This window comes from Sphingobacterium daejeonense, from assembly GCF_901472535.1.
In the GTDB taxonomy this organism is placed as follows: domain Bacteria; phylum Bacteroidota; class Bacteroidia; order Sphingobacteriales; family Sphingobacteriaceae; genus Sphingobacterium; species Sphingobacterium daejeonense.
Genome location: NZ_LR590470.1, coordinates 3,092,929 through 3,118,408, shown reverse-complemented (window position 1 = coordinate 3,118,408; position 25,480 = coordinate 3,092,929). Strand labels below are relative to the sequence as shown.

Here is a 25,480-nt window from a genome sequence, read left to right as displayed (position 1 = left end):
CTTTTTTGTTTTATATATTTCTTAAAATAAATTCTACTCTTTTCTCAACATCTTCCTTAGGTACCTCCAATACATCGTAACCATATCTGTCATAAACTTTGCGCATCGCATCATAGGTGTTCAGTGCTTCCTCCCAGGATTGTTTCCTTTCTTCATCGGTTACATAGATTTCTTTCCAAGGTGGTAAAATAAATATTCTTCGGTACAAGGATGTCATTAGATATTTTTCCTGTTCATCATGGACTGCTAAGTTTTCCATTTCCATATAACAGATGGTATCCAATATTCCTCTATCGAAAAAGATATTTTCCGCCCGTATTGTTTTCAACTGTTTCTTGGTAAGAACGGACAGACTCCTGCCACATCATTTGTGCATATTCTTCTTTGTTTGCCCAGGGAAGGGCTGAGCCTCTTTTTTGAACTTGATCTTTTATGATTTCTCGGGCTACTTCTGGAATGCATAAATAATTCTTGTTTTTCAAATTTTCCAAAATTGTGGTTTTGCCAGTCCCAGGTCCACCCGTTAAAACGAAGTAGTTGTTGTTCCTATTATCCATTAATCGCTTAATTAATACCCATTTAAAAAACCAGTTCTAGGATTTCTCCGGGCAAGCCATCAAAATCTTTGTATTCACGGAACTGGAATCCATTTTTATTCAGAATCTTTCTTGAGGCTATATTTTTAGGGTCTATAATTGCAAACAGTCCTTTTAAGGATTTTGTAGACTTTGCATAACTCACCAAATTTGTTGAAATCAAAGTACCGATCCCTTTGCCCCAATATTCTGGAATAATTATATAACCCAATTCTGCGATTTCTGTTTTAGATTCAGTTATTTCAAGCTTCGCGAGACCAACGAGACATCCTTTTGTTTTATCAATGATTTTGAAGGTGCCAAAGTTTGGTGAAATGGCATTTATCTTTAAAAGATTTTTGAAATCCTCCCTTGCCTCAGCATAATCTAGAGGTTTTCCAGTGATCATTTCCATTACTTTCTCATCATTCACCATCTGGAAATAATAATCAAAATCCATCGTCGTATTAACAAACTTTAAAATCTTATATTGCCCGAATTCTAACATAGATTATTTATTTTTAAATAAAAGTAAAAAATATTAACACAATAATGTTAAAATAGACGGGTTTTATGATAAACTTAAGAATTTAGTAATCTTAGTTTTATATATTGGCCTCCCTTTTAAACCTTCTTAATTTTAGGATTTTATCGATCAGCAAAGCGAAAAGAATTACATATATCATCTGTGAAAGAATCATTAGGTAATTCTTAACAGTAGCATCCGTGATTTTAGAGGAAATAAGTTCCATAAATAAATAGTTCATTCCTAAACCAAACAAAGCTCCAAAGAAAAATGATAATAGGGCATATTTCCGAGTTTTGGAAATGGATTGTTTATCTGCTTCTATTTTATGGATTTCAGCCATTACCTTGGAATCAAAATCTTCAAATGGCAATTCTACTTTAGCCATTGACATTATCTCTTTGAATTTATCCTTGTTTTCTTCCATAATGTACATTGTCTAGTTCTTTATTTAATTCATACGCCATTCTTTTCCTTGCTCGATGTAGGATTACTTTAGAGTTTGCGATTGTCCATCCTGTAATATCGCATAATTCTTGAACAGATAATTCCTCCAAATAGAAAAGTCTTAATGCTAATGATTCATTGCTTGGCATCTTCATCAAAACCTCGTTGATCATTTGCTTCTGTTCTTCTATCAATAAAGTTTGTAGAGCATTTTCATCGATTTCAGCATCATGATGATTGACATCAAATTCAACCTGCATCATATTCTTTTTACTGATCAATTTATAAGAACAGCGAATTACTATTTTATAAAACCAAGTGCTGAATTTAGAATTGGCATTGAAGGTCTTGAGGGAAAGATAAGCTTGTATAAAAGCTTCTTGAGTTGCCTCTTCTGCCAACAGTTCGTTCTTGACGATTGATAATGAAACAGAGAATGCCATGTCCTTGTAGTTACTTATAAAGTAACCAAAAGCATGGCTGTCTCCAGAAAGGACTTTGTCTATGTATAGACTATCCATCAATGTTTTGCTCGTCTTGCTCTGTTTGTTTATCTGCAATGATCAAGGATAAACCTACTGTCAACGACAATAAACCCATTACAATAAATCCTGTCCAGTCATTGTTGTCAAGTAAGACATTGGTCGCAAACAATACTCCTGATAATAAAAGACCTATAGCCAAACCAATGATAACAATTCCTACTCTTTTCCAAGCGTTTTTATTTCGTGGAGATTTTGGAATTGGACCTCCTAATTTGGTAATAGTTTCTGACCGATACTTACTGATAAAAAATACACACAATACAATACATGCAAAGAATGATATCGGTATTAAAGCTTCAAATGGTTGCATAATTTTCGTTTTTATACATTAGTGTACAATATGGAGAAAAAGGTTACATGAATTATAAAAAAAAATCCTGAGCTGGGGAAGCTCAGGATTTTTACCAAACCAATTATTAACCTAAATTATGAAATTATATACTCTTTTTACTCTTTTGCTTTCTTTGTAATAATAACGGCGGGGTGATGTTTTTCGTGTTATGGAATGATAGATTTAACACCATTTAACAAAAAAGTGGTTTAAGTAAGAGTGTCACGAATTTCATTTTCTTAAATTTAACTCCATGTATAAGAAGCTTTTGTCAAATATATCTTCATATATCCATCTATCAGAAGAAGAAAAAATTGAATTAGAATCCTTATTCTTATTTAAAAGTATAAAGAAGAATGAGTTTTTTTTGAGAGAAGGAGAGGTAGCCAATTCCGTAGGATTTATTAATTCCGGTCTGTTTCGATATTACCTCAATGAGGATGGAGAAATAAAGACATTTGCGTTTTCTAAAGAAAATGAATATATCAGTAATCATGAGAGCTTCTTGACAAAAACGCCTTCCACAAAAAGTATTCAGGCGCTAGAAGATTCTGAAATATTAGTTATTTCAAGGGAGGGACTTGAAAAATTCTACGAGGAATTTAATGAAGGAGAAAAATTTGGGAGAAAAATTATGGAAGGTTTGTTCATTTACTATCTTCAAGAATTGACATCTTTTTATTCGCATAGTCCAGAACAACGGTATTTAAAAATTCTTGAACAACAACCAGAGTTAATCCAGCGTATCAGCCAATATCACATTGCATCTTATTTGGGTATAAAACCTCAATCTTTGAGCAGAATTAGATCCCGATTAGCTTAATTCATTTCTTAACTTGGGTGAATGAATTGGTGCCCGATTCCAAATTAGCTTTGTAAAAAACAATGCTATGGAAAAAGGAATAAGACTAATGGAGTCTAAAAGTAATCAAGATATCACTAAAATTGAATTTGTTGTAAAACCTCAAGAAAGAACTCCTAAACACTACCATAAGGAATTTTCAGAATCATTTTTAATACTTTCTGGGAAGTTGGAGGTAGGCTGCAATGGAAAGGTTTATAATCTAAATGTGGGAGATTCAATTACAATAAACGCATTGGATGTCCACTATTTTCATAATATAACTAAAGAAAACTGTGTTCTTATCGTAACGGTAAGTCCTGGGAATAAAAATTTTGAACGAGCAATATTGTTCTCAAAGAACCTTTCTTTTGATGGCCTTTGTACAAATTCAGGTACACCCAAGAAATTTAAAGATTTAGCTCTTTTTGTAAAATTGAACAATTCCTATTCGACAGGTTTATTGTCTTTGGCCCAGCCTGTCCTCAATATGGTTGCTTATTGGAATATCAGAAATGGATATTTGGAAAAGATGTTAAAAAAATATCAGATAGAATAATTTTAGTGTTTTTTTGGAATGTTTAATAACTTTAATAAACTTAAATCAACCTATATGGACAATCCAAAAAAAGATATTTTTGAAAGGTTAAAAGGTGGTGAAACCATTGCTGGATCAGATCCTGAAGGATATAAAATGCGAGAGGCATCGTATCAGACTAAAGAATTATTGTTAAAGATGAATGCTTCCAGCGAGCCTGATGAGATCAGAAAAATCCTATCAGAAATCGTTGGAGCAGAAATTCATGAATCAACAGATGTTTTTACACCGATTTATATCAATTATGGGAAGGATATTAAGATTGGAAAGTCAGTATTTATAAATTTCGATTGCGTTTTCCTTGGGCTTGGTGGGATTACCATAGAAGACCATGTGTTAATAGCACCGAAGGTTAGCCTTTTATCTGAAGGCCATCCTTTAGAAATAGAAAAGAGACATTCATTAGTTCCTGGTCGCATAACTATCAAAAAGAATGCTTGGATAGGTGCAAATGCGACTATTCTTCCTGGAGTTACTATTGGAGAAAACGCAGTCGTTGCGGCAGGAGCAATAGTTTCCAAAGATGTTCCCGCAAATACCGTCGTGGGTGGAATACCAGCAAAAGTTATAAAAATTATTGATAATGAAAATAATCAATAGCGTGGCTTAATTATTGTACAATTTTAACCATGGAAAACAGAAATGACGCACTAGAACAAAATTCTTCTTCAAACAATGAACCGCCTACGGCAGAATATTTAAATCAATTGCAAGAGGAAGCAATGCTGAAAACTAAGGAAGAAGATGCAACCTTTGGAGAGCAAGTAATCCGAGAAGGACTCCAGAAATGGCCAGACTTGATCGATGAAGAATTAAGAAAATTTAAGGAAAAATTATCATAGCCAATTTTATTAAAATTGGCTATTTTTTTCTACTCATGGCCTATTAACATGAAGACCTTGGGTACAATAATTAAGTACTCATTCCTACATCATCCCAATCCGAATCTTTATCCATTAGCCATTCCAACACATATCTTCTTTCGTACACTATTCCCTCGTTGATTTTAGCTTGCTTTCCATTGATCCTTTCATCCACACAGTACCAGTGCAAGCGATAATGATAGTCTAGCATAATATATAATTCTCTTTCTGACCTCAATTCAGTAATTGCATCTATCTTTTCGGTGTCGTCATCATTTTCAATATTTGGTAGGAGGGACGCCATATCATCCCCACACCACTCATTTTCCTTGAGTTCATTTGTAAGATTTGTTGCCCACATTAATGCCCACAAACCTTCCAAATACCAACGAAGTCTATTTTTGTCATCCTGAGTAATTTCATCATCATTCTTGGCAAATATTGACTCTTCCTTTTTGGAGAGGTGTTTTGACAGGTTGTTGTCGAAAAGCCAATCTCGGATCACTTCCATTGGCGCATCCAATGAAATATTGACCAAAGCCAAAAGGATAGCCATCCTACTTTTGACTTCAGATAAGGACCTAATATTTGGATCTTCCAGAATTGGCAACCAGTCGATATATCGATATCCTTTGTTGCCAATGATCTGCATGTTGATTTCTTTTATATCTATTTTTTCGTCCTCCGTCATATCACTTAGATTTAAGGATAGTTGATTCTCAATGAATTAGGTTTTAATAAATATACAAAATGTGACTGAGTTTTGCTTAAAATCAACTGTTTAGTTACAATTTTGAGAGAACGATATGATTTTCTTACAGTTATGTTTTGTCAGATTTTATTCTTTTGATATTTATAAAGGGACTTATCATCAAAAATAGAAATCCTTGTTTTTTGGTTCCTTCGAACTCGGCTAATCCGTATTTCATTTTTTCAACCGGAAGAGTTTTGTAAGTTCCGAAAATACGATCCCAGATAATAAATATATCAGCAAAATTGGAGTCAGTGTAATATTGATCTTGTTGGTGGTGTACTCTATGTTGGTCTGGAGTCACAAAAAATAAACCTAACGATTTGTTTAGCCAATTAGGGTAATGCAAATTGGAATGTTCAAGGAAAAGAAAGATATTTAGGATAAAATAGTATAATCCCAAGGCTAATACATCTGTTCCAAATACCCCTGCACAGATGACATTTCCAACTTCGTATACCAGAATCATTTCTAATGGATGAAATCTAAAGGTTGTAGAAGAATCCATAGACGTATCGCTATGATGGACACGATGTAGTCGCCACATAATAGGTACTTTGTGTGCTGCAATATGAATCCAATAAGTTGTAAAATCATAAAGCATTACACCAAGGATCAACTTTACCCATATTGGCAATTCTACCAAAAATAAGAGTCCAATTCTACGTTCATTAAGCCATTCTATCAAATAAACTTGCAGTACTACAACAGAAATGTTGAGTAGGACAAGAATTATTTGGAACAACATGTTCTGAAACAGGTGTCCACCTCTTTTTTTGAAGGAAAATGGATTGGATGTAATCTGCTCCATTGTAAAGAAGAAAACCAATAATCCGATTACAATGTAATTCGAATTGATGCTGAGGATTTTTTCAAGCAATTCCATGTCTATATTATTTAGGGTTTATATTATTCAGGTCCACATCAAAAAATTCACATACAAATAGGAGGATGCTAAAAATTGTAATAACCAAAATTATTACACAGTAGTCTGCATGAAAATTTTAACGAATTATATAGGGAGTAGCAAGGATTTACTTAATTGCAAGTAAAAATTGACAGAATGGTTAATTTCTGTCAACATAGGGATGTTTTATTATGAATAATATTAAGTTACAAAGAAATTGGGATTTCTCATTAATTTCAGAAGAATTTTCTTCAAGAAATCTGTGGATACTATTTACTTAATTCCTCGATTAGTACCTTGGCCGTTTCTTTCGAGCTAAAGGGATTTTGGCCGGTAATTAAATTTCCGTCAATAACTGTATTTGATGTCATTGGAATCAATGCTTTTTTTAGATTTGCTCCTCGTTCTTTAATTGCTTCTTCTAAGTTGAAAGGTACCTCATCTTTACGACCTGCTAATTTTTCTTCAACCCAATCGAAGCCTGTCATTGACTTTCCTTTAATCAGAAATTCTCCATTTGTAAGCTTTACATTTAACAATCCTCCGACACCGTGACAAATGGCAGTAACATTTTTATTTGCCTGATATTGATTGCGGACAATTTCTTGAATCTCAGGGCAATCAGGAAAATCATACATCGTACCATGACCGCCTGCCAAATAAATGCTGTCGTAATCTATCGATTTTACATCTGCTAGATTTTTTGAATTATTCAACAATGCCATGAAATCTGGGGCATTGTAATATTGCTTTGAAATCTTATCCAACATTAAAGGTTTCAAACTCTCAGGATCAATAGGAATTACTCCGCCTTTTGGACTTGCAATGGTTACAGCCCATCCTTTATCTGTTGCTTCCTTGTAAATATGAGTCAATTCACTGAGCCATAATCCTGTCTTTAAGTCAGGATCAACATATTTTCCTACATTTGTTGCAATAATGAGTATCGATTTCATATTAACTATTTCTTTTAATTTCTTCAATTCCTTTTTGGTAACTCGTCTCTTTGAATTCAGGAAAATGTGACCTGAATTTCGAATCATCAAAAATATTATCATGCTCATACCTAGGCAGCAATTCTAGAAGTTCTTTTAGTTTAGAACTAAAAAGGGAACCAATTTGGAATATGATTTTAGGAATAACAGTAAATTTAAAATCTCTTCCATATACTTTAGAACAGATTTGAATAAGTTCCTTATAAGTTGGGTGCTGTGAATCCACTGGTAGATGCCAGGTCTGACTATAAGCAGTAGGTGTATTTCCGATTAAGGCAGTAGCTCGGCTAGCATCTGGGGTCCAAATCAGGCTTCTTTTTTTGTTGGCAGAAATTGGTACTTTAAGCTTTTTATCTGCTTTAATATTGTCAAAAATGAGTGTATTTGTTATGCTCTGTGTTTTTCCCGGTCCATAAAATTCCGGAGCCCTACAGATTACAGCTTCCAATTCTCCTTTTGTCATTGCTTCCAGAACCATTTCAGCGAGTTTTTTCCTTACTTTTCCCTTTCTTCCCAAGGGTTGAAAAATAGTAGATTCAGTAAGTTTTCGGTCATCTTGAGGATACATATAAGTATTGTCAAAGAAAACCAATTTCGTTTTTTCTTTTTTACAAGCTTCAATTACGTTCTCAACGATAATTGGAAATTGATCTTCCCACATGCTAGAGCTAATAGGTAACCCAAGGGTGAAAAATGCAATTTCACAACCTTTAACAGCTTCTATAGCTTGCTCTCGATTGGTTAGATCAGCAGAGAACAGGATATCGGTATCATTTACTTTTTGCGGTTTTCTGCTAACTATTTTTATATCTGAAGTAAAGTTCCTTTTTAATTCTCTGGCTAACACCTCACCAATCTGCCCATTTGCTCCTAAAATTACTTGCATTTATTGAAATGTTTTCTGAATGTTTAATTTAACTTATTTAACATTGAATATCTTTTTAAAGTTTTGGAATAAACAACAACGCTGTGGCATTTCATTTTAATTCTTCCAAAGAATTAAAGAATGCTAATTTATCAACGTTTATAAAAAATAAAATCTGTCATCAATGGTTCTAAACCAGAAGTTCTAAACTCAGTAGCTATCTGCGCTCGATGATAAGTAGAATGATTAATGATGTGAAAAATAATATCTCTGATTCCATTTTTGAATTGTTTGCCTGCAGTATTTCTGTAGTCAATGGTTTCATTTAAGTCTAAAGTTTCTAGAATACGTAGGCTTTCTTCAAAATTTTGGTTTTCTATAAATATCATTTCGTCGGGAGCATGTTCCTTCCAAACTCCATATTTTGGGATGTTTCCAATCAAACGATTATTCCAAACATGATGAGCATTCAATATATGGCTGAATATTTTTAAAGCTTTATCAGATATATTTTCAGGGTTATTTTGAATTATCTCTATTAATTTTTGGTTATAATGATGGCTATATTCGAATAGTTCTTTAAAGAAGTCTTTCATGTTAAAACATTGTTTTATTTCTCTTTTTAATTTTTACCAATTTGGCTATTTCCTCCTAAAACTTCTGCATTAGTTGTATTCTGTTATTTGAAAATTTAATTTACTAAATCTAACAACAATTATTTTTAAAGTTTTGTAACTACATTTTAATATCGTAATATTGCGATATGGGAATTACAAAAACCGAAATATATACGGAAGAACAGAATAGGATTGCTTCAACCTTTAAAAGTTTTAGGACATCCAGCTAGAATTTCGATTCTTCAATATATAATTAATCAACAATCTTGTATTTGTAATGATTTGGTAGATGAATTGGGATTAGCCCAAGCTACGATCTCACAACATTTAAAAGAATTAAAGAATTTGGGAATCATTAAAGGCACCATTGAAGGTAAATCTGTCTGTTATTGTATAGATTTAGAAGTATGGAACAACTTAAAATCAGAATTAAATCTATTTTTTAATCAAAATATTAAAATGAATAAATGCTGTTAGCATTTTTTTTAAATGCTTACATCGTCATATTGCAATATTACTATTTAAATAAATATATTATGAAACTATCAGAAATTAAAGAAATATTAACAACCTTGGATAATGTTGAATTCAAGTTAGAAAATGGAACAACAGTCCCTGAGCATTTTCATGTAACAGAAATAGGTCAGATAAATAAGAAATTCATTGATTGCGGTGGAGTAATCAGGGAAGAAAGGATTATTAATTTCCAATTATGGAATGCAAATGATTTTGACCATCGATTAAAACCTTCGAAATTGCTGAATATTATAAAGCTTTCTGAAGACAAATTAGGAATCGAAGAAGGGGAGGTAGAAGTTGAGTACCAAGAAGGGACTATAGGAAAATATGATCTCGATTTTGATGGCAGCCAATTTATCTTAAAGAATAAGTTTACGGCTTGTCTTGCTGAGGATTCTTGTGGAATTCCTCATGAGAAACAGAAAATTAAATTATCAACTTTGGGAAGTGGATGCTGCACTCCAAATTCTGGCTGCTGCTAATCAAACGATTATATGTATCTTAATCTCTTAGAATTTATAGATTCGCATATAGCAAACAAAGATATATCGGTGGATCGGAAAGAGATCCTCCAAATACTTATAATATATATTCAGGATAAAATTTCGCTAAACAAGCCCATTAACCTAAATTTTATATGCACCCATAATTCCAGAAGAAGTCATTTTTCACAAATTTGGGCTCAGGTAGCATCCTCATATTATAAAGTGAAAGGTGTTCATTGTTATTCAGGAGGAACTGAAAGTACCGCTGTATATCCAAAAGTTATAGAGATTCTAATCAATCAGGGTTTTAAAATTGATAAAATCTCTCCGGGAATAAATCCTATATATGCTATTAAATATTCAGCGACTGATATGCCAATAATTGGATTCTCTAAGACTTTTGATTCATCATTTAATCCTGAATCAAGTTTCGCAGCTATAATGACATGTTCTCAAGCTGATGAGGGTTGTCCGTATGTTCCGGGCTGTGAACGTAGAATCTCAATAATGTATGATGACCCAAAAATATCAGATAACCGCAAAGATCAGAATGAAATCTACAAAGCAAAAAGTGTTGAAATAGCTCGAGAAATGTTTTATGTCTTTTCAAAACTAATTATTCCTGATCGGTAAAAAATTTAATAACTGCATAATAGATAATAATTCCTCTACAAAAATTATTTTATTTGGCTTTAAAAAGCCAATATCAACCCTCATTCACAAATAATTACATTAGGTTTCTTACTTTAGATTAACTAACTAAGTCACATTTATTATTAATCTAATTTTCCATGAAAGTTCCCGAAACACATGGTTCATATGGTGCCTCACTATTTGATATTAAGTGGAAACAAAAGCGCAAGTCGATCCTGGACAGGGATCAGAACAAATGCGTTATTTGTCAAGATGTCCATGGCTTGCAGGTTCATCACCGTCAATATCACTTTATTAATAGGTTGAACCGATTTAAAGAACCTTGGGACTATCCAAATGAATTGTTGATAACACTGTGTGAAGTTTGCCATAAACGAGGTCACCGTAAATATAAAATACCAACCAAATACATTTAATCTAATGAGTCTATTTAATTTCTTTAAGAAAAAGCAAAACGGCAGTTCTACTGAAGATGCTCTTATCAATGGACATTTACCACCAATTCCTGAAGATGTTTTCGTTGAAAAGGACACCGTCCAAGATTGGACAGCTCCAGTAAATTCGTTCACAGGAATCAACGCTATCTATTCTTACCTTCAATCAGATTTTGAATCCAAGGGTTTCAATGATGCTCTCACCAGCCCCGATGACAAATACAAAGAAGATAACCTCCGATTGATAAAATTTGATCTTGAAATCATTATTTCAAAAGTAAAGACCTATCACGAGTCATTTCTGAAAGAACTTGAATTCCATGTTAGCTCGAGAAAAAGATCTGGATTAATAGATTTAGTTGAGGAGCTTCTTTCCAAGAAGGAAGATCTAGAGAACCATATCAAGAAAGTTGAACAAATTGAAGAATCTCTAAAAACGGATTCAGGATTGTTTGAGCGTGCTATTTTGGCTTATAATAGAGGTTTCACCAAAGGTTTGGCATCCATTACACAAAGGACCTTACTTTCAAAAGAGTTTTAACATGAAGAAAAATCTATGGCTCAGGTTCGGTTGCTTCCTTACAGGTTACAACTATTACCTTGTTCAGCATTCCAGCGAATTAAGCTCTAAGGCTGTGAAGAAATTCACTTCAGCCATTCTTTTGATTGTTTTGGTTTGGATGTTTATCGCATATTCATTTGCAACAAATTATCTGCATGTTGGTGTATTCGGAGGGCTGTTAGCTTCTTTGATAGCAGCATTCGTCGTCATACAGATCGAAAGGATAATTATTCTTTCAACCAAAGTCAATAAATGGTCCATTGGATTTCGGATTACCCTGGCAATAGTAATGGCTATATTGGGTTCGTTTATTCTAGATCAGATTCTCTTCAAAGATGATATTGAACTTCGGAAAACGCAGATCATGGAAGAAAGAGTAAAGATTGCCATTCAAAATTCTGAAAAGGATATTGATCAACAGGTTAACACCATTGACAGCAGTATTTTTCAATTAGAACAGCGGTCTCAGAAGCTTTCAGATGATTTGCAGAAAAACCCGGTAATCGTGACTTCATATACGAATACATCAGTGACTAGGGATAACGAAGGCAAAAGAATAAATAGTACCAATTCGACCAACAAGATGGTTAATGAAAACCCGAAAAAACGTGAATTGGAGCAGATCAATGAACAGATAAACATTTTAAATGCCCAAAAATTCAAGACTATTGGATCTTTGGATTCCATCAAGGCCAATAAAGAGAAAGATCTGAGGAAATCTTCGGGATTTATCGACGAATTGAATATTCTACATTATGTCATTACAAGTTCAACAATCGGTTTTACCGTCTATGCTCTATTCTTCTTTTCTTCTTGTCGATTGAGTTATTTGTGGTCACCATCAAGCTTTTTGATAAAGCTTCTGACTATGACAAACTCGTCAACCATCAGACTGATGTTCGGATGAAAATGTTGGAAAGGTTGAATGTATAGGGGAGGAGGTTATTAATTCTATATATGTAAAGCTGGTGGTCCAAGGGGTCACCAGCTTATTTTTTTATTTAATAATCCTTGAATCCATTTCTTTTTGGATTTCATTTTCCAATATTTTATTATTCTTTGAATTCCTCAAAACGATATATGCAAAGATAATAGGTAGAATCGAAAATAATCCCAATCCTTTGTTTATCAGAGCGTAAAATACTATTCCAAAACTCAATCCTATCAGGGTTGCATCTATAATTTTATTGTTTTTTAAGGATTTTAATTTGATCTCAAGTTCTTGGTCGGTTAATTGAGACAAGCTTTCAGGTTTCATAATATGTGATTGATTTAATAAACCGAATGTAAGGAATTGGATTTTGATTTATATATAATAATAAATTATAAAAAAATAGTTTCCCGAGCTAAAGCTCGAGAATGACCCCGTCTTCTAGGTGGGCTAGGGTGGAATTGGAAGTGAAAGTGGTCGCCGCAGCGACCACTTTCACTTCCAATTCCACCCCTCACTAAACGTGCGACCTTGTCATTCTCTCTCGTAAGAGAGGGAAACTATTTATTTAACTATTCATGCCTAATTCGGTGGAACGTTGAATAAATAATACAAAAATTCACTAAATCTCTTTATTCAAGAATCGCCATTCAGGATTAAACTCTTTAATCAAAGTTTCTTTCTCCTTTCGGGACAATTTTTTCATAGCAGTTTCCCTATCAATTGCTTTTAAAATATCATAAAAGGTTTCATAGTAAACTAGATAGAATACTTTGTAACGTTTCGTAAATGAATTCCAATATTGTTGTCAAATTGATGTTCTAAAATTCTTCTTTTTAAATTATTAGTGACACCAGTGTATAAAACTGTTCTTTTATAATTGGTCAGCATGTAAACAAAATAGCATTTGGACATAATGATGTAATTATTAAACGAGCGAGCTAGTCATTCTTACCTTTTGAGAGAGAAACTTTTTTAGTGGCTTATTCACGGCTATTTTGAATGAACAAAGATTACTTATTAAAAAACAATGTGTTGCTTATCTATCTTTTTAGACAATTTTTTTCATTACCAATTATTGGTAACATATCAACAGCCTTACAATCTCAATCTATAAGCCAATCCAACTGAATACAAATCCTCATATTTAATGTTCTTTTCATCATTCAGCCTGTGAAATGTAGGTCTATATTGAAATGATAAATTAAATTCTTTACTTAGTTCATAAGAAATTGGAACCCACAATCCTAATGTCCTAACTGTAATAGATTTGTCTTCGAAGATCTCAGGATTAACACTATAGCCGATATTTTCGATTTTTTGGGAATAGAGTTATTCCTTGTAGCGTTTAATGTCGAACTCAAAGGATCTTCACCATTCTTGACTTCTACAGAATAATTCTTGGTGTGAAAGGCATACGAAATGCCATATCCAACATGGAATTTTTTTGATTCTATGATTGTGGGATAAGGAAAATAGGCGGAAATAGTCGCTTTTTTCTTTTCTGTGTCGAGTTAGAAAACTAAACAAACCGTTGTCAATTAATTGAGTTTGTGCAGATAAATTAAAATATGTATTTCCTTTATAAAAATAATTGATTCCAATTCCGAGGCCCAGGAAACCATCCTCAGCATTGTAAAATCCATAGGGATCTGTGTGCCTCATAATATTTAATAAAGGAAGATTGATCTGTAGTTCCCAGGTGTTTTTAGGGATTACCCTTTCATAGGTATGATATCCTTTTTTAGTTTCGAGAGAATCCATATAAATATCAGTCGGGTAAGTAAAACGTTTTGAATTAGTAACATCGACTAAGAACAAAAGTGGTGATGTATACAATGCCAATGCATTCGCCCAAAAGCTAGGAGATATTCTTTTGTTTACAGTAAAGGTCTGTAAGGTACTATCTCTCTCAAACTGAAAATTGAATGGTATCTTTTGACCTCTTCACAGTGAGGAAAGCCTTATTATTTGTTGTTTTTGGTTTGTCCCTTTTGAAAATGAACCGTTGCAGGGTATTCCGTGTGAATTTTGACTTGTTTTTCTCGTCCGTTAAAAAGGGTAGAGCAGGAGCTTGATATTACAACAAGGGCTAAAAGGCATAAAATTAAACGCATATATATAATTACTTTTGAAAAATTATTCTAAATACCGACTTATATTTAATAATATTTCTCAAAAGTAAATATTATACTATTAATTATTTTTAAATTAAATATTATTTATTTAGTTTTTTTATTCACCAAAATTCAGGTCTTCTGAATTATTATTAATGAATTTGAGCCCAACAGTTATAAAATTAAAAAGGGCTGTCTAAAAAGGTCTCTTAAAAAAATAACCCCGTCATTAAAAAATGGCGGGGTTTTTCTGTTTTTTGTCCTCAAGATTTTGTATCTTAAGGTGCACCCAAAAAACAATATGGCAAACATACAATTCAAAGCTCTTCCATCCAATAGTCCGAGTCTTTTTCCTGAGAATATTTTAGACCGTATCCCCTTGAACCATCCGGTTCGTTTGGTGAGTCAGGTTGTTGACCAGTTGGATCTGGAACATATCATCCGTCAGTATAAAGGCGGAGGCACGACCAGTTTCCATCCCAGGATGCTCATCAAGGTACTGTTCTACGCGTATCTGAGCAATATCTATTCTTGCCGCAAGATCGAGCGCGCCCTGCACGAGAACATCCATTTCATGTGGCTTTCGGGCAACAGTACGCCGGATTACCGTACGATCAATTATTTCAGGGGAAAGCGTCTTAAGGGACAGATACAGGAGCTGTTTGCCAGTATCGTTCGGATGCTGCATGACATGGAGTATGTCAGCCTGAAAGTCCAGTATGTAGATGGTACCAAGATCGAATCGGCCGCCGGTCGCTATACCTTCGTTTGGAAGAGATCGATCGAGAAGAACAAGGTAAAGCTGGAGGCGAACATCGCTTCGGTCCTTTCGGATATCGATGCACAGATCAGCCAGGACCAATCTTCATTAGGGGATCAGCAAGTCAGCAAGGCCATCGATAGTGCCCAGCTGAAGGAAAAGATCAGAGCGATCAATGCCAAGCTCAAAGGAGTGGATAGATCCACCGATAGGCAGCTGAGGAAGCTTGAAGACGACTATCTGCCCCGATTGCAGAAATATGAGGAGCAACTGGAAGTACTGGGAGATCGCAACAGTTATAGCAAGACCGATACCGATGCCGTGTTTATGCGGATGAAAGAGGACCACATGAAAAATGGCCAGCTTAAACCGGCCTACAATACCCAGATCAGCACCGAAGACCAGTTCATCACCCATTATAGCATCCATCAAACGGCCGCAGATACCACAACCCTGCCCGAACACCTGGAAGGCTTTGAGTCCCATTACGGAAAACAGAGTGAATCCATCGTCGCAGATGCCGGATATGGTAGCGAGCAGAACTACGAGCTGATGGAAGGACAGGGTATAACCGCTTTTGTGAAGTACAATTACTTCCATATGGAACAGAAACGCAAGCATAAACAGGATCCTTTCTCGGTACAGAACCTATATTACAACCAGCAGGATGACTATTATGTATGTCCGGCCGGACAGAAGCTCAGCTTTATCGGTCATGCAACCAGAGTCAGTGCCAACGGATACACTGCCCGGGTCAGCTGTTACCAGGCTCGGCGATGCGAAGGCTGCCCGATGCGGAGTGGGTGCCATAAAGCTACAGGCGATCGGCTCATTGAAGTGAACCACAGGCTCAATAAGCTCAAGGCTAAAGCCCGGGAAAGACTGCTGTCGGAAGAGGGAATGTACCATCGGAGCAAGCGACCCATAGAAGTGGAAGCCGTTTTCGGTCAGATGAAAAGCAACAACAGGTTTACCCGGTTCACAATGAAAGGTCTGGAGAAGGTCGCTGTGGAATTCGGTTTGATGGCCATTGCCATAACCTCAGAAAATGGGCAAAAAAGTGGAAAGACAAAGCTTTTATCGGTAAACCAGGTGGCAAAAACTCCCTGTTTGCGATAAATCAAGCCATCAACATGCTGAAAAGTACAAAAACATCGACTTGCAGCCTAATATTGCTCATGAAATTATAATGGAGCTCCAGAAAGCTATAAAACAGAAGAAGGTGCCTTTTTAGACACCTTCATTTGTTTTTATTTGCGTACACATCTTACGTTCGCTCCCCTTAACCTCATCGAAACTATCAATTTTAAGTGAGGGCTGGGGACAGAAGGAAGACCAAAATCATGATATTTTATATGGGCAAATAACGTTGTGTCAGAAGTCCTGAAATATCCAAGATCCCCCGGATTATCTAAAAAGTTGCTGACCTGATTTTTTGTAATTCTGTAGAGTTCGATTTATATCACGATACCCTGCAGCAACAAGATTTAAATTTCTGTGTGCATACGTTGGGGATTCTGGGGCAGCATTTTCCCATGATATATACCAACCTTTGTCGTTGACCTGGTTTTTTCTCTTTCTAGTGGTGCGGTAGTTGTTTGCAAATAGCTGAGTCCATTCAGCAACGGTAGGCAAACGCCAGGTGCCTCTTGGATAAACGGAATCGCAGGGGTCCCAAATCATAGATTCTGCCTGAGGTTCTGATATGGGTAGGCGAGTGTCAAAATAATCTCTCTCTATGAAGTTCTTTAATCCACCATTGTTCTCGCTCACGTAATTGTTGTTATACCAAAACCTATATTTATTGCCTTTGTCATCTTTGAAGAAACTCAGGTTGCCTCTGCCAGCGTGATTCAGCAAAATTAATTGCTGATTCTTTCATCCGTAACTCTACCGTATAGCGAACCCCACGTTCTGGTGTAAATGCAGTGAAGCGAGGGATGATCTCCCATAGAACGTTGTGCACTGATTAAATTTGGAGGATTGTTAGGATTTACGGTGAGGCTTCCAAAAACCAAACCTTTTATTTGTGGCCTTAATTCAATTGGATTCCCATTCGGAACGGTGAGAAAATCATAGTATTTTACCCAACCCGACGGAACGGTATCTCCAGGAAGGTTGATCCATGTGTTCCTAGTGATCGTCGATTGGTTTTGAAATCCAGTAAACTGTCCTGTTAAAACTGAAAAAGTACCATTTCTAAAAGGACTACTCGCTGTCGGAAACTCAACAGTAGCGGGAAACAATTCTCGAAAATACGCCTCTTGCATTCAATTGTAACCGAATGGTACTAACCATTCTTTTAAAAGTTATTACCATCGTGTTCGCCGTATTTGGATCATCAGATGTGGTGATATATCCGTAGGAAATAAAAAGTCTGTGCCAAGTGAAGAACTTGCAGAAATATTTAAAAATGGATTGGATGGGTCAAATGGCGGAATGTCTGCCTCAGAATTATAGGAATAAACTATACAGAGGTATTGTTTGTTGCGGTACGCAGGAATATTAATCTCGGTATTTGCTCTTCCTTGGGCTTGGGGCGAAATAGCTAATAGGATTTCTGTTCTCATCGGTATTGTAGACCACAACAATATATTTGCGGTTCCCTTCCATAGGAGTGGTCAATGTCGTTGATCGGAGTTTTTGTAAGCATTTGAGGACGACCCTCACGGATGATCAAATCCATGTCAATACCATTCAATTCATTTAACTCCTCATGATAATACAAGAATCTTGCGATCCTTTGTTTTTTTTGTAGGGCGATCTCTGGGAATTGGATACCAGCTCGATGGGGTCATCATTGAATTCATCAATACCTTCAACTTTAATCGAAATCCCTTTTTCATGGATGATCTCCTTATCATGCCGCTTACAGTTGCAAAATATAATAATTGAAAGAATCGTTAATAAAAATAAATTATTCCTCGCTTCCATAACATCAATATTAATGGTTAGAAATCTAAATCATAAGTAGGTCCTTTTGTTTCTTTCCAATCTTCGATCTTTGGATCTTGATCTGGTCGACCTCCTCCTGACCTAATAGAAGTGGAAGTAATCGTCACCTCAAATTCAAGTGCAATTTTTTGAACAGATACTCTTGGACTCAGATATTTTCTCCTGCATCGATATTTCTCAGAATCCAATAAATAGATTTTACTACTTGAATTGTTATTGTGCCCGAATGTCATGTCCTTTTAGATTTTATGGATGGATATATAATTTATCCAGATGAATTGGTTATTCAAATTAATATGACCTTGGTTTATTTAACCAAGCCACGTAAATTTACACAATAAAAAATAATATTAATATAAAAATTAAATTATAAGGATATATTTTACAATAACATCCAAGAATATAGGCATAGAAAAGCCCAACAAATCGTTCTGATAAAAACTGATTGTTGGGGCTGTTTTTGAAGTTTCTATATGCTACATTCCTGAAGCTATTTTCATAAGTAAAGCTGTCAACCAGCCTGCATAGGTGCCTATGGCATAGCTAAATACTGAAAGGATTACACCTACTGAGATTAATGAAGGGTGAAAAGCAGCCGAAATAACCGAAGCTGAAGCTACTCCTCCAACATTGGCCATACTACCAACACCATAATAGAAAAACGGAACTTTAAATATTTTTCCTACTATCAATAACAGCAATGCATGGAAACTAATCCAAATAATCCCAACGATAAATAAACCTGGGTTATCAAGAATAGCTAATATATTCATCTGCATGCCAATTGTAGTGATCAAGACATACAATAAAACGGTCCCAATTTTCGAAGCTCCTGCATATTCTAATTTTCTTGCGGATGTAAATGAACAACTGATCCCAAAAATGGTAGCGAACAAAATCAACCAAAAGAAACTGTTAGTCAACGAAAATTTCTCGGTTTCTGGATAATTAGTTGCCATAAATGTAGCAATAGGGTCAGCTAATAATGTTGCCAATCCTGTTCCACCAAATGCTAATGCCAACCATGATCATAAGATCCTTAGTCTCAGGAATTCGGCTATTGGTCTTCACCTTCTCGTCCATTTTAGCCTTCAAATGTTCTACATCCTCTGAATCGGCTTTGAAAAACTTGTCAAATGCTTTGTATTTACTCGCACCATATAGTAAGAAGGCCATCCAGATATATGCTACAAAAACATCAACAGCAATAATTGATGAAAATAGGTTAGGGGAGGGTTGCAAAATCTCTTTTAGCGCTACTTGATTGGCACTCCCGCCGATCCATGATCCCGCCAATGAACCTAAGCCGCGCCAAACCTCATCCGGGCCAGCACCACCAACAACATCTGGTGCAACCAGAGCCGTTAAATAAACTGCCAAAGGCCCTCCTAGAACGATACCAACCGTACCAGTAATAAACATAAGGCCAGCTCGCTTCCTTAAGGACCACATCTCCTTAAGGTCTAAGCTCAAAACAAATAATATCAAACAGGCAGGCAGAAAATAACGGCTGCCAATCGTGGTCAAAGGGGAGTTCTCACCGTCGATGATGTTGAAGGAATTCAACAGACCAGGCAAGAAATAACAAAGTAACAAAGGCGGTATAAAATTGTAAAATCCCTTGATATATTTATTCGATAGGCTGGAGGTATAAAAAACCAAACCTAAGATGGTCATTAATAGACCAAACACCACTGTGGTATTCTCAATTAACGGGGCAGCTTCTGTATCGGGTATTTGCATAAAATCGTAATAATTGTTATTTTGCTGTGAAAATAGATAATTTTTCAATTATTTATTGAAATAATCCTAATAACAAGAGTGTAATATCAATCTGAATCGTTCAAAAATAAACGAAATGGACCGAAGAAATTTTATTAAAAATGGTGGCATCCTGCTCGGTGCTACATCTTTAGACTTCTCCAAAACAAACCTAGACATCAAGAAAAAAATAAAAGTCGGACTAATTGGGTGTGGAGGTCGTGGGACCGGAGCTGCTTTTCAAGCATTGGAAGCAGATCCAGATGTGGAAATTGTAGCTCTGGCAGATATTTTCCCAGCGCAATTAGAAGCGGCATTGGCTTCCCTAAAAGAAGCTCATAAAGATCGCGTTAATGTCCCTGAAAAAAGGAAATATATCGGATTTGATGCCTATAAAAAATTAATAGCATCGAATGTGGATGTCGTCCTGTTGACATCGCCGCCAAGCTTTAGACCCGACCACCTCGCAGAAGCCGTAAAAGAAGGAAAACATATTTTTCTGCGAAAAACCAATGGCTGTAGATGTACCAGGCGTACATAAAGTCCGTGATGCTGTAAAAGTAGCAAAAGATAAAAAGCTAAACCTGGTTTCTGGATACTGTTTCCGCTATTCTGAACCAAATAGAGAATTGGCAAAACTAGTCCATGCAGGTAATATTGGCGATATATATTCTATCAGCACATTCAGATTGGGTGGTGAATTGACCGAAAAACCTAGACAGCCAGATTGGAACGACCTGACGTATCAATTGTACAATTGGTTTTTCTATCAACGCTATTCCGGAGATATTATCGTTGAACAGACCGTCCACAGTATAGATTTTATGAATTGGATGCTGAATAGGGGAATGCCTAAAACAGTCTCTGGAACCGGAGGTAGACAGTCGAAACCATGGGATAAATACGGAAATGTATATGATCATTTCGCCATTGAATTCGACTATGGCGATGGCGTTAAAGGATTCCACTTCGGAAGACAACAGAACGGGACACAACCTCGTAATTCTGTCGAAGCCGTGGGAACTAAAGGAAATATGAACGTCGGTATCTTGAGCAGCTATGAGATCAAAGGTCAAAACCCATGGAAATATAGCGGCAAAATGAACAATATGTACCAAACTCAGCACGACGAGCTGTTCAGGGCAATCAGAAATAAAGAAGTGATCAATGATGGTGACTTTATGGCGGATTCAACCTTGTTGGCAGTATGGGCAAGAGAAGCGGCATACACTGGGAAAATAATCTCATTGGATGAAATCGAAAATTCAACCAAAACATATGGACCTAGTTCTGAAGAATACTCTTGGGAGATGGAAATTGATAATGCACGTATACCTAGACCTGGGTTGGCAACATAATCGGATAAATTATAATGACGGGAAAAATCAAGATTTTAGTGGTAGGCTGTGGAAACATGGGGGCTTCTCATGCACAAGCCTATCATGAAATGGAAGAATTTGAAATAGTGGGACTGGTTTCTAGAGGAGATAGTAAATTGTTGTTGAATGAAAAATTAAACAGTAACTATCCGCTCTATGATGATTATGCCTCAGCATTGGTATTGACAAAACCAGATGCGGTCTGTATTTCGACGTATCCAGATACGCATGAAGAATATGCCATAAAAGCTTTTGAAGCTGGTGCGCATGTATTTATAGAAAAACCTCTTGCAGATACTGTTTTGGGAGCGCAAAAGGTCGTCGATGCTGCAATCGCAGCAGATAAGAAATTGGTCGTAGGATACATTTTGAGACATCACCCTTCTTGGATTAAATTCATAGAATTGGGGAGGTCAATGGGCTATCCTTTAGTTATGCGAATGAACCTCAACCAACAGAGCCATGGATATATGTGGGATGTTCATCGTAACCTGATGAAAAGCCTCAGTCCGATTGTGGATTGTGGAGTACACTATATCGATGTCATGTGTCAAATGACAAACGCAAATCCAGTTTCGGTTTCTGCAATTGGAGCACGCCTTACGGATGATATCCCAAAAGACAACTATAACTATGGGCAATTGCAAATCAGATTTGATGATGGTAGCGTAGGGTGGTATGAAGCAGGATGGGGACCCATGATCAGCGAAACAGCTTTCTTCGTGAAAGATGTGATCGGTCCTAAAGGATGTGTATCCATCATCGCAAAAGATGCCAGCAAAGAAGGGAAATCTGATTCCGTAGAATCGCACTCAAAAACGGAATCCCTAAAAGTTCACTATGCAGACATCAATGAACAAAACGAATTTATACGTAATGACGAATGGGTTGATTTAACGGATGAACCGGACCATCAAGAACTCTGTAACCGAGAACAGCAATTCTTTTTACAAGCGATCACAGAAGACCTGGATCTGAGCAAATCGATGCAAGATGCTGTAAACAGTTTACAGATCGCCATTGCATGTGATGAATCTGTAAAATCAGGAGCCATAATTAAATTATAAGATGCGCAAATATCCTTTGTTGTTTGGGTTGGTCCTATTATCGGTCTGTCTGTTTGGGCAATCGAAAAAACCTAATATCGTTCTTATCCTCGCGGATGATTTGGGATATGGAGACTTAGGTCCTTACGGTCAAAAAAAAATTGAAACACCGACAATTGACTCTTTGGCTAAGAAGGGGATGTTGTTCACTGATTTTTATGCGGGAGCTCCTGTATGTGCACCTTCCAGGTCTGCATTGATGACCGGACAGCATACAGGACATACCTACATCCGAGGTAACAAAGAAATCCAACCCGAAGGACAAGAACCTTTGGCCCAAAATATTGAAACCTTTGCCATGGCTTTAAAAGATGCCGGGTATAAAACAGGAGCTTTCGGTAAATGGGGACTAGGTATGGTTGGAACATCTGGAGATCCCCTGAAAAAAGGATTTGATGAATTCTATGGCTACAACTGTCAAAGGCAGTCCCACCGCTATTACCCAACCCACCTGTGGGATAATGATCAAAAAGTAGAATTGAAAGGCAATGAAAACTTGATGAAAACGGAGGTTTATGCGCCAGCATTGATTCAACAAAAAGCATTGACCTTTATCCATAACTATAGAGATGCACCGATTTTCTTGTTTGTCCCAACAGTTTTGCCACATGCTGAATTGATCGTTCCTGACGATGAAATATTCAGAAAATACGATGGCAAATTTGAAGAAAAACCTTTCAAAGGGAGTCCTTATGGTCCAAACGCAAGCTCGGGATACACAAGCCAAGAAAAACCGCGCGCAACATTTGCTGCAATGGTGGAAAGATTAGACCAACAGGTTCTACAGATCCTCGGCGCATTGGAAGAAGAAGGAATGTTGGAAAATACCATCTTCATCCTAACCAGTGACAATGGTTCGCACCGTGAAGGTGGTGCTGACCCTGACTTCTTCAATAGCTCTGGACCATTCAGAGGTAACAAACGCGACCTTTACGAAGGCGGCGTTCGAGTACCCTTCATTGTGCAATGGCCAGGCAAAATAAAGGAAAATTCCGTATCTGCACATGTGGCTGCATTTTGGGACATCGCCCCAACTTTATTGGAAGCTGCCGGAGCAAAACAATTAAAGAATACAGATGGCATCAGTTTCTTACCTACACTTTTGGGGAAGAAGAACCAAAAACAACACGAATACCTCTACTGGGAATTTCATGAGCAAGGTGGAAAACAAGGAATCCGAATAGGAGACTACAAAGCAATTCGACTCAATGCAAAAGGAAATCCCAACGCCGAAATTGCCATCTACCACCTGCCGACCGATATAGCCGAAAAAAATAATATCGCAGAAAAGCACCCGGAACTAGTCGAAAAAGCCAAAAAAATCATGAAGGAAGCAAGAACAGAAAGTGAGGTATTTCCTTTCTCTGGACAGTAGGTTATAGACATTAGACAATAGACATAAGACATTAGACTTTTTATGGCGTGCTATTTTTCAACCAAAAAGCCGTGGCGTGGCGGGTGTCTCCACCGAAATTGCCGTGGCGGGTGTCTGTTTTTAGACATTAGACAATAGACATAAGACATTAGACCCTATATGGTGTGTTAGTGTTTCCACCAAAAAGCCGTGGCGGGTGTCCCCACCCGCCACTTAAATAATTAAAGACATAAGCTTATGCCTTGTAAACTATGCCATAAACTATGCCCGGTCTAATGTCTTGTGTCTTATGTCTTATGTCTAATATTCCTAGTTCAGACCCCTTTGGTCTGGACTAAGGAATATTCAAATACTTATGCGTCTGCAGCGAGATTTCCCATTTCGGATTATCCTTTACATAGTCAATAATCAAGGGCGTCATTTCAGCTGCCTTTGACCATTCTGGTTGTAGATATAATTTGCAATTAGCGTTAACGAATTTTGCATGGTCCTCAGCCCATTGGAAATCACTTTTGTTAAACACAATGACTTTCAACTCGCCAGCAGCGCTCAACACATCTTCCCTTGGACCCTTGAATTTCTTTGGAGAAAGACAGATCCAGTCCCAATATCCAGTCAAGGGATAAGCACCGGATGTTTCCAAGAAAATCTTGATGCCTGCTTCTTTCAGCTTTTGCGTCAGGTAGGTCAGGTTATAGAGCAAGGGCTCACCACCTGTGATGACCACTGTCTTGGCAGGGTGTTGTAATGCATGCTCAACAATAACATCCGCAGAGGTGAGAGGATGTAGTTCCGCATCCCAGCTTTCCTTAACATCGCACCAGTGACAACCTACGTCACATCCGCCCAAACGAATGAAATATGCAGCTTTCCCGGTATGATATCCTTCCCCCTGTATCGTGTAAAACTCCTCCATTAATGGTAGGAATGTGCCGTCTTCTGGAACTTGATTTGACATGTCTCTGAATTTGAGTGCAAAATTAGAAAAAATTCGAGAGATATGGAACTAAACACATCTTCCTCTTCTGTTGATGAACAGCTGGGTTGTTTTTCAACTTTTGGGCTGTTCATATTCGACTCTTGTTCCACTCTTGTTCCACTCTCCTTCCACTCTCAGTCCTCTTTCATTCGGACCTTGTTCGGACCTCGTTCGGGTGTATTCCGAAGCAGCTCCGAACGAGGTCCGAAGGAAGTCCGAACGAGAGACGAACCAGAGTATACTAAGCTAAGACGGAGGTAGGAAGGAGACATAAGACACTAGACATAAGACATAAGAAATTGAAAACCGCCGGAGTCTGAGCGGATCAAAACCCAGAGCCAAAACCACTGGTGGCTGAGCGGAGCCGAAGCCCCCGGTGGTTTTTGACGCCAATAGATATCCAAGGTGCTGGCGGCAGAACACACCCCTCCGCCGTGGTCGGTGTCCCCACCGGCCACTGAACATTCGCCAAATGCCGGTCCCTGACCGGAGCCGAAGCGTGCGCTAGCTGTGCTTAAGATGGTTGGTGGGGACACCAACCATGGCGGTCTGCCTAAGCTGTCCCTAAGCGGAGCCGAGCCACAGAATCCCTGGAGCCAAAA

General features: G+C 36.9%; 33 protein-coding genes and 2 pseudogenes. 15 read left to right on the top strand and 20 right to left on the bottom strand.

The window, feature by feature from the left end; all coding sequences use genetic code 11:
• Positions 1-10 precede the first annotated feature (10 nt).
• The 6 genes from FGL31_RS15125 to FGL31_RS15100 all read right to left on the bottom strand — a co-directional run bounded on the left by FGL31_RS15125 (position 11) and on the right by FGL31_RS15100 (position 2,403).
• On the bottom strand, positions 11-328 hold the full coding sequence (locus FGL31_RS15125; protein ID WP_138092615.1) for an AAA family ATPase: 318 nt from the start codon (positions 326-328) through the stop codon (positions 11-13).
• Positions 291-491 (bottom strand): AAA family ATPase, encoded by a 201-nt coding sequence (locus FGL31_RS15120; RefSeq protein WP_232046797.1) that lies wholly within the window; start codon positions 489-491, stop codon positions 291-293. The genes FGL31_RS15125 and FGL31_RS15120 overlap by 38 nt, the downstream gene beginning before the upstream one ends.
• An 88-nt stretch (positions 492-579) precedes the next feature.
• Positions 580-1,083, bottom strand: a complete 504-nt coding sequence (locus FGL31_RS15115) for a GNAT family N-acetyltransferase (protein ID WP_197734287.1) — start codon at positions 1,081-1,083, stop codon at positions 580-582.
• 97 nt (positions 1,084-1,180) lie between these two features.
• Entirely contained in the window at positions 1,181-1,528 is a 348-nt protein-coding gene (locus FGL31_RS15110; RefSeq protein WP_138092611.1) for a hypothetical protein, read from the bottom strand.
• Positions 1,509-2,069 (bottom strand): RNA polymerase sigma factor, encoded by a 561-nt coding sequence (locus FGL31_RS15105; protein ID WP_138092609.1) that lies wholly within the window; start codon positions 2,067-2,069, stop codon positions 1,509-1,511. The genes FGL31_RS15110 and FGL31_RS15105 overlap by 20 nt, the downstream gene beginning before the upstream one ends.
• Positions 2,062-2,403 carry a hypothetical protein gene (locus FGL31_RS15100; protein ID WP_138092607.1) on the bottom strand — a complete coding sequence of 114 codons (342 nt, stop codon included), beginning with the start codon at positions 2,401-2,403 and terminating at the stop codon, positions 2,062-2,064. Before FGL31_RS15100 ends, FGL31_RS15105 begins: the two co-directional genes overlap by 8 nt.
• A gap of 274 nt (positions 2,404-2,677) precedes the next feature.
• Here FGL31_RS15100 and FGL31_RS15095 point away from each other — a divergent pair, with 274 nt between their 5' ends.
• The 4 genes from FGL31_RS15095 (at position 2,678) to FGL31_RS15080 (ending at position 4,705) form a co-directional block, all read left to right on the top strand.
• A complete protein-coding gene (locus tag FGL31_RS15095) occupies positions 2,678-3,247 on the top strand; it encodes a Crp/Fnr family transcriptional regulator (RefSeq protein ID WP_138092605.1) in 570 nt (189 codons plus the stop codon).
• A 67-nt stretch (positions 3,248-3,314) separates the two neighbouring features.
• Positions 3,315-3,824, top strand: a complete 510-nt coding sequence (locus FGL31_RS15090) for a cupin domain-containing protein (protein ID WP_138092603.1) — start codon at positions 3,315-3,317, stop codon at positions 3,822-3,824.
• A gap of 54 nt (positions 3,825-3,878) precedes the next feature.
• The gene (locus FGL31_RS15085) at positions 3,879-4,463 is read left to right on the top strand and encodes a sugar O-acetyltransferase (RefSeq protein WP_138092601.1); all 585 of its coding nucleotides are present in this window, start codon (positions 3,879-3,881) and stop codon (positions 4,461-4,463) included.
• 29 nt (positions 4,464-4,492) lie between these two features.
• Positions 4,493-4,705 (top strand): hypothetical protein, encoded by a 213-nt coding sequence (locus FGL31_RS15080; protein WP_099370832.1) that lies wholly within the window; start codon positions 4,493-4,495, stop codon positions 4,703-4,705.
• Positions 4,706-4,775: 70 nt separating this feature from the next.
• On the opposite strand, the gene FGL31_RS15075 is transcribed toward FGL31_RS15080, so the two are convergent.
• The 5 genes from FGL31_RS15075 to FGL31_RS15055 all read right to left on the bottom strand — a co-directional run bounded on the left by FGL31_RS15075 (position 4,776) and on the right by FGL31_RS15055 (position 8,840).
• Positions 4,776-5,417: a DUF4272 domain-containing protein gene (locus tag FGL31_RS15075; protein WP_138092599.1), complete on the bottom strand. Its 642-nt coding sequence runs from the start codon at positions 5,415-5,417 to the stop codon at positions 4,776-4,778.
• A gap of 130 nt (positions 5,418-5,547) precedes the next feature.
• On the bottom strand, positions 5,548-6,363 hold the full coding sequence (locus FGL31_RS15070) for a sterol desaturase family protein (protein WP_138092597.1): 816 nt from the start codon (positions 6,361-6,363) through the stop codon (positions 5,548-5,550).
• A gap of 290 nt (positions 6,364-6,653) precedes the next feature.
• Positions 6,654-7,367 carry a type 1 glutamine amidotransferase domain-containing protein gene (locus tag FGL31_RS15065; protein ID WP_232046796.1) on the bottom strand — a complete coding sequence of 238 codons (714 nt, stop codon included), beginning with the start codon at positions 7,365-7,367 and terminating at the stop codon, positions 6,654-6,656.
• Positions 7,342-8,265 (bottom strand): NAD-dependent epimerase/dehydratase family protein, encoded by a 924-nt coding sequence (locus FGL31_RS15060; protein ID WP_138092595.1) that lies wholly within the window; start codon positions 8,263-8,265, stop codon positions 7,342-7,344. Before FGL31_RS15060 ends, FGL31_RS15065 begins: the two co-directional genes overlap by 26 nt.
• Before the next feature lie 131 nt (positions 8,266-8,396).
• On the bottom strand, positions 8,397-8,840 hold the full coding sequence (locus tag FGL31_RS15055; protein WP_138092593.1) for a DinB family protein: 444 nt from the start codon (positions 8,838-8,840) through the stop codon (positions 8,397-8,399).
• A 167-nt stretch (positions 8,841-9,007) separates the two neighbouring features.
• On the opposite strand from FGL31_RS15055, the pseudogene FGL31_RS15050 reads away from it, so the two are divergent.
• From FGL31_RS15050 to FGL31_RS15025, 6 genes and pseudogenes are all read left to right on the top strand, one after another.
• Positions 9,008-9,338 (top strand): annotated as a pseudogene (locus tag FGL31_RS15050) (ArsR/SmtB family transcription factor).
• A gap of 59 nt (positions 9,339-9,397) precedes the next feature.
• A complete protein-coding gene (locus FGL31_RS15045) occupies positions 9,398-9,862 on the top strand; it encodes a DUF6428 family protein (RefSeq protein WP_138092591.1) in 465 nt (154 codons plus the stop codon).
• A 225-nt stretch (positions 9,863-10,087) separates the two neighbouring features.
• Positions 10,088-10,498 carry a low molecular weight phosphatase family protein gene (locus FGL31_RS15040; RefSeq protein ID WP_232046795.1) on the top strand — a complete coding sequence of 137 codons (411 nt, stop codon included), beginning with the start codon at positions 10,088-10,090 and terminating at the stop codon, positions 10,496-10,498.
• Between the two features lie 158 nt (positions 10,499-10,656).
• Complete coding sequence (locus tag FGL31_RS15035; RefSeq protein ID WP_138092587.1) at positions 10,657-10,935, top strand: HNH endonuclease; 279 nt, start codon at positions 10,657-10,659, stop codon at positions 10,933-10,935.
• 4 nt (positions 10,936-10,939) lie between these two features.
• On the top strand, positions 10,940-11,494 hold the full coding sequence (locus FGL31_RS15030; protein ID WP_138092585.1) for a hypothetical protein: 555 nt from the start codon (positions 10,940-10,942) through the stop codon (positions 11,492-11,494).
• Between the two features lies 1 nt (position 11,495).
• A complete protein-coding gene (locus FGL31_RS15025; RefSeq protein WP_138092583.1) occupies positions 11,496-12,422 on the top strand; it encodes a DUF4407 domain-containing protein in 927 nt (308 codons plus the stop codon).
• 90 nt (positions 12,423-12,512) lie between these two features.
• Here the strand turns inward: FGL31_RS15025 and FGL31_RS15020 are convergent, their stop codons facing one another.
• Together FGL31_RS15020 and FGL31_RS25965 are read right to left on the bottom strand one after the other, a co-directional pair.
• Positions 12,513-12,773 carry a hypothetical protein gene (locus FGL31_RS15020; protein WP_138092581.1) on the bottom strand — a complete coding sequence of 87 codons (261 nt, stop codon included), beginning with the start codon at positions 12,771-12,773 and terminating at the stop codon, positions 12,513-12,515.
• A 432-nt stretch (positions 12,774-13,205) separates the two neighbouring features.
• Entirely contained in the window at positions 13,206-13,337 is a 132-nt protein-coding gene (locus tag FGL31_RS25965) for a GIY-YIG nuclease family protein (protein ID WP_232047164.1), read from the bottom strand.
• A gap of 1,527 nt (positions 13,338-14,864) precedes the next feature.
• Here FGL31_RS25965 and FGL31_RS15010 point away from each other — a divergent pair.
• Positions 14,865-16,384: pseudogene (locus FGL31_RS15010) on the top strand (IS1182 family transposase); the annotation flags it as partial.
• Positions 16,385-16,730: 346 nt separating this feature from the next.
• Here the strand turns inward: FGL31_RS15010 and FGL31_RS15005 are convergent.
• The 6 genes from FGL31_RS15005 to FGL31_RS28130 all read right to left on the bottom strand — a co-directional run bounded on the left by FGL31_RS15005 (position 16,731) and on the right by FGL31_RS28130 (position 20,069).
• A complete protein-coding gene (locus tag FGL31_RS15005; protein WP_138092577.1) occupies positions 16,731-17,183 on the bottom strand; it encodes a hypothetical protein in 453 nt (150 codons plus the stop codon).
• 2 nt (positions 17,184-17,185) lie between these two features.
• A complete protein-coding gene (locus FGL31_RS15000; protein ID WP_138092575.1) occupies positions 17,186-17,593 on the bottom strand; it encodes a hypothetical protein in 408 nt (135 codons plus the stop codon).
• A 42-nt stretch (positions 17,594-17,635) separates the two neighbouring features.
• The gene (locus tag FGL31_RS14995) at positions 17,636-17,893 is read right to left on the bottom strand and encodes a hypothetical protein (RefSeq protein ID WP_138092573.1); all 258 of its coding nucleotides are present in this window, start codon (positions 17,891-17,893) and stop codon (positions 17,636-17,638) included.
• Between the two features lie 381 nt (positions 17,894-18,274).
• Positions 18,275-18,511, bottom strand: coding sequence for a hypothetical protein (locus FGL31_RS14990; protein ID WP_138092571.1), 237 nt, complete (start codon positions 18,509-18,511; stop codon positions 18,275-18,277).
• Between the two features lie 243 nt (positions 18,512-18,754).
• A complete protein-coding gene (locus FGL31_RS28135) occupies positions 18,755-19,300 on the bottom strand; it encodes a DUF819 family protein (RefSeq protein WP_197734285.1) in 546 nt (181 codons plus the stop codon).
• Positions 19,254-20,069 (bottom strand): DUF819 family protein, encoded by an 816-nt coding sequence (locus FGL31_RS28130; protein ID WP_197734284.1) that lies wholly within the window; start codon positions 20,067-20,069, stop codon positions 19,254-19,256. Before FGL31_RS28130 ends, FGL31_RS28135 begins: the two co-directional genes overlap by 47 nt.
• Before the next feature lie 67 nt (positions 20,070-20,136).
• On the opposite strand from FGL31_RS28130, the gene FGL31_RS25955 reads away from it, so the two are divergent.
• From FGL31_RS25955 to FGL31_RS14970, 4 genes are read left to right on the top strand one after another with little or no spacing between them, the layout of a single operon-like run.
• Positions 20,137-20,580 (top strand): Gfo/Idh/MocA family protein, encoded by a 444-nt coding sequence (locus tag FGL31_RS25955; RefSeq protein WP_232046794.1) that lies wholly within the window; start codon positions 20,137-20,139, stop codon positions 20,578-20,580.
• Positions 20,552-21,397: a Gfo/Idh/MocA family protein gene (locus FGL31_RS14980; RefSeq protein ID WP_232046793.1), complete on the top strand. Its 846-nt coding sequence runs from the start codon at positions 20,552-20,554 to the stop codon at positions 21,395-21,397. Before FGL31_RS25955 ends, FGL31_RS14980 begins: the two co-directional genes overlap by 29 nt.
• A gap of 14 nt (positions 21,398-21,411) precedes the next feature.
• Positions 21,412-22,485, top strand: coding sequence for a Gfo/Idh/MocA family protein (locus FGL31_RS14975; RefSeq protein WP_099372475.1), 1,074 nt, complete (start codon positions 21,412-21,414; stop codon positions 22,483-22,485).
• A 1-nt stretch (position 22,486) separates the two neighbouring features.
• The gene (locus FGL31_RS14970) at positions 22,487-23,899 is read left to right on the top strand and encodes an arylsulfatase (RefSeq protein ID WP_138092569.1); all 1,413 of its coding nucleotides are present in this window, start codon (positions 22,487-22,489) and stop codon (positions 23,897-23,899) included.
• A gap of 334 nt (positions 23,900-24,233) precedes the next feature.
• Here the strand turns inward: FGL31_RS14970 and FGL31_RS14965 are convergent, their stop codons facing one another.
• The gene (locus FGL31_RS14965) at positions 24,234-24,857 is read right to left on the bottom strand and encodes a 7-carboxy-7-deazaguanine synthase QueE (RefSeq protein ID WP_099372477.1); all 624 of its coding nucleotides are present in this window, start codon (positions 24,855-24,857) and stop codon (positions 24,234-24,236) included.
• Positions 24,858-25,480 lie beyond the last annotated feature (623 nt).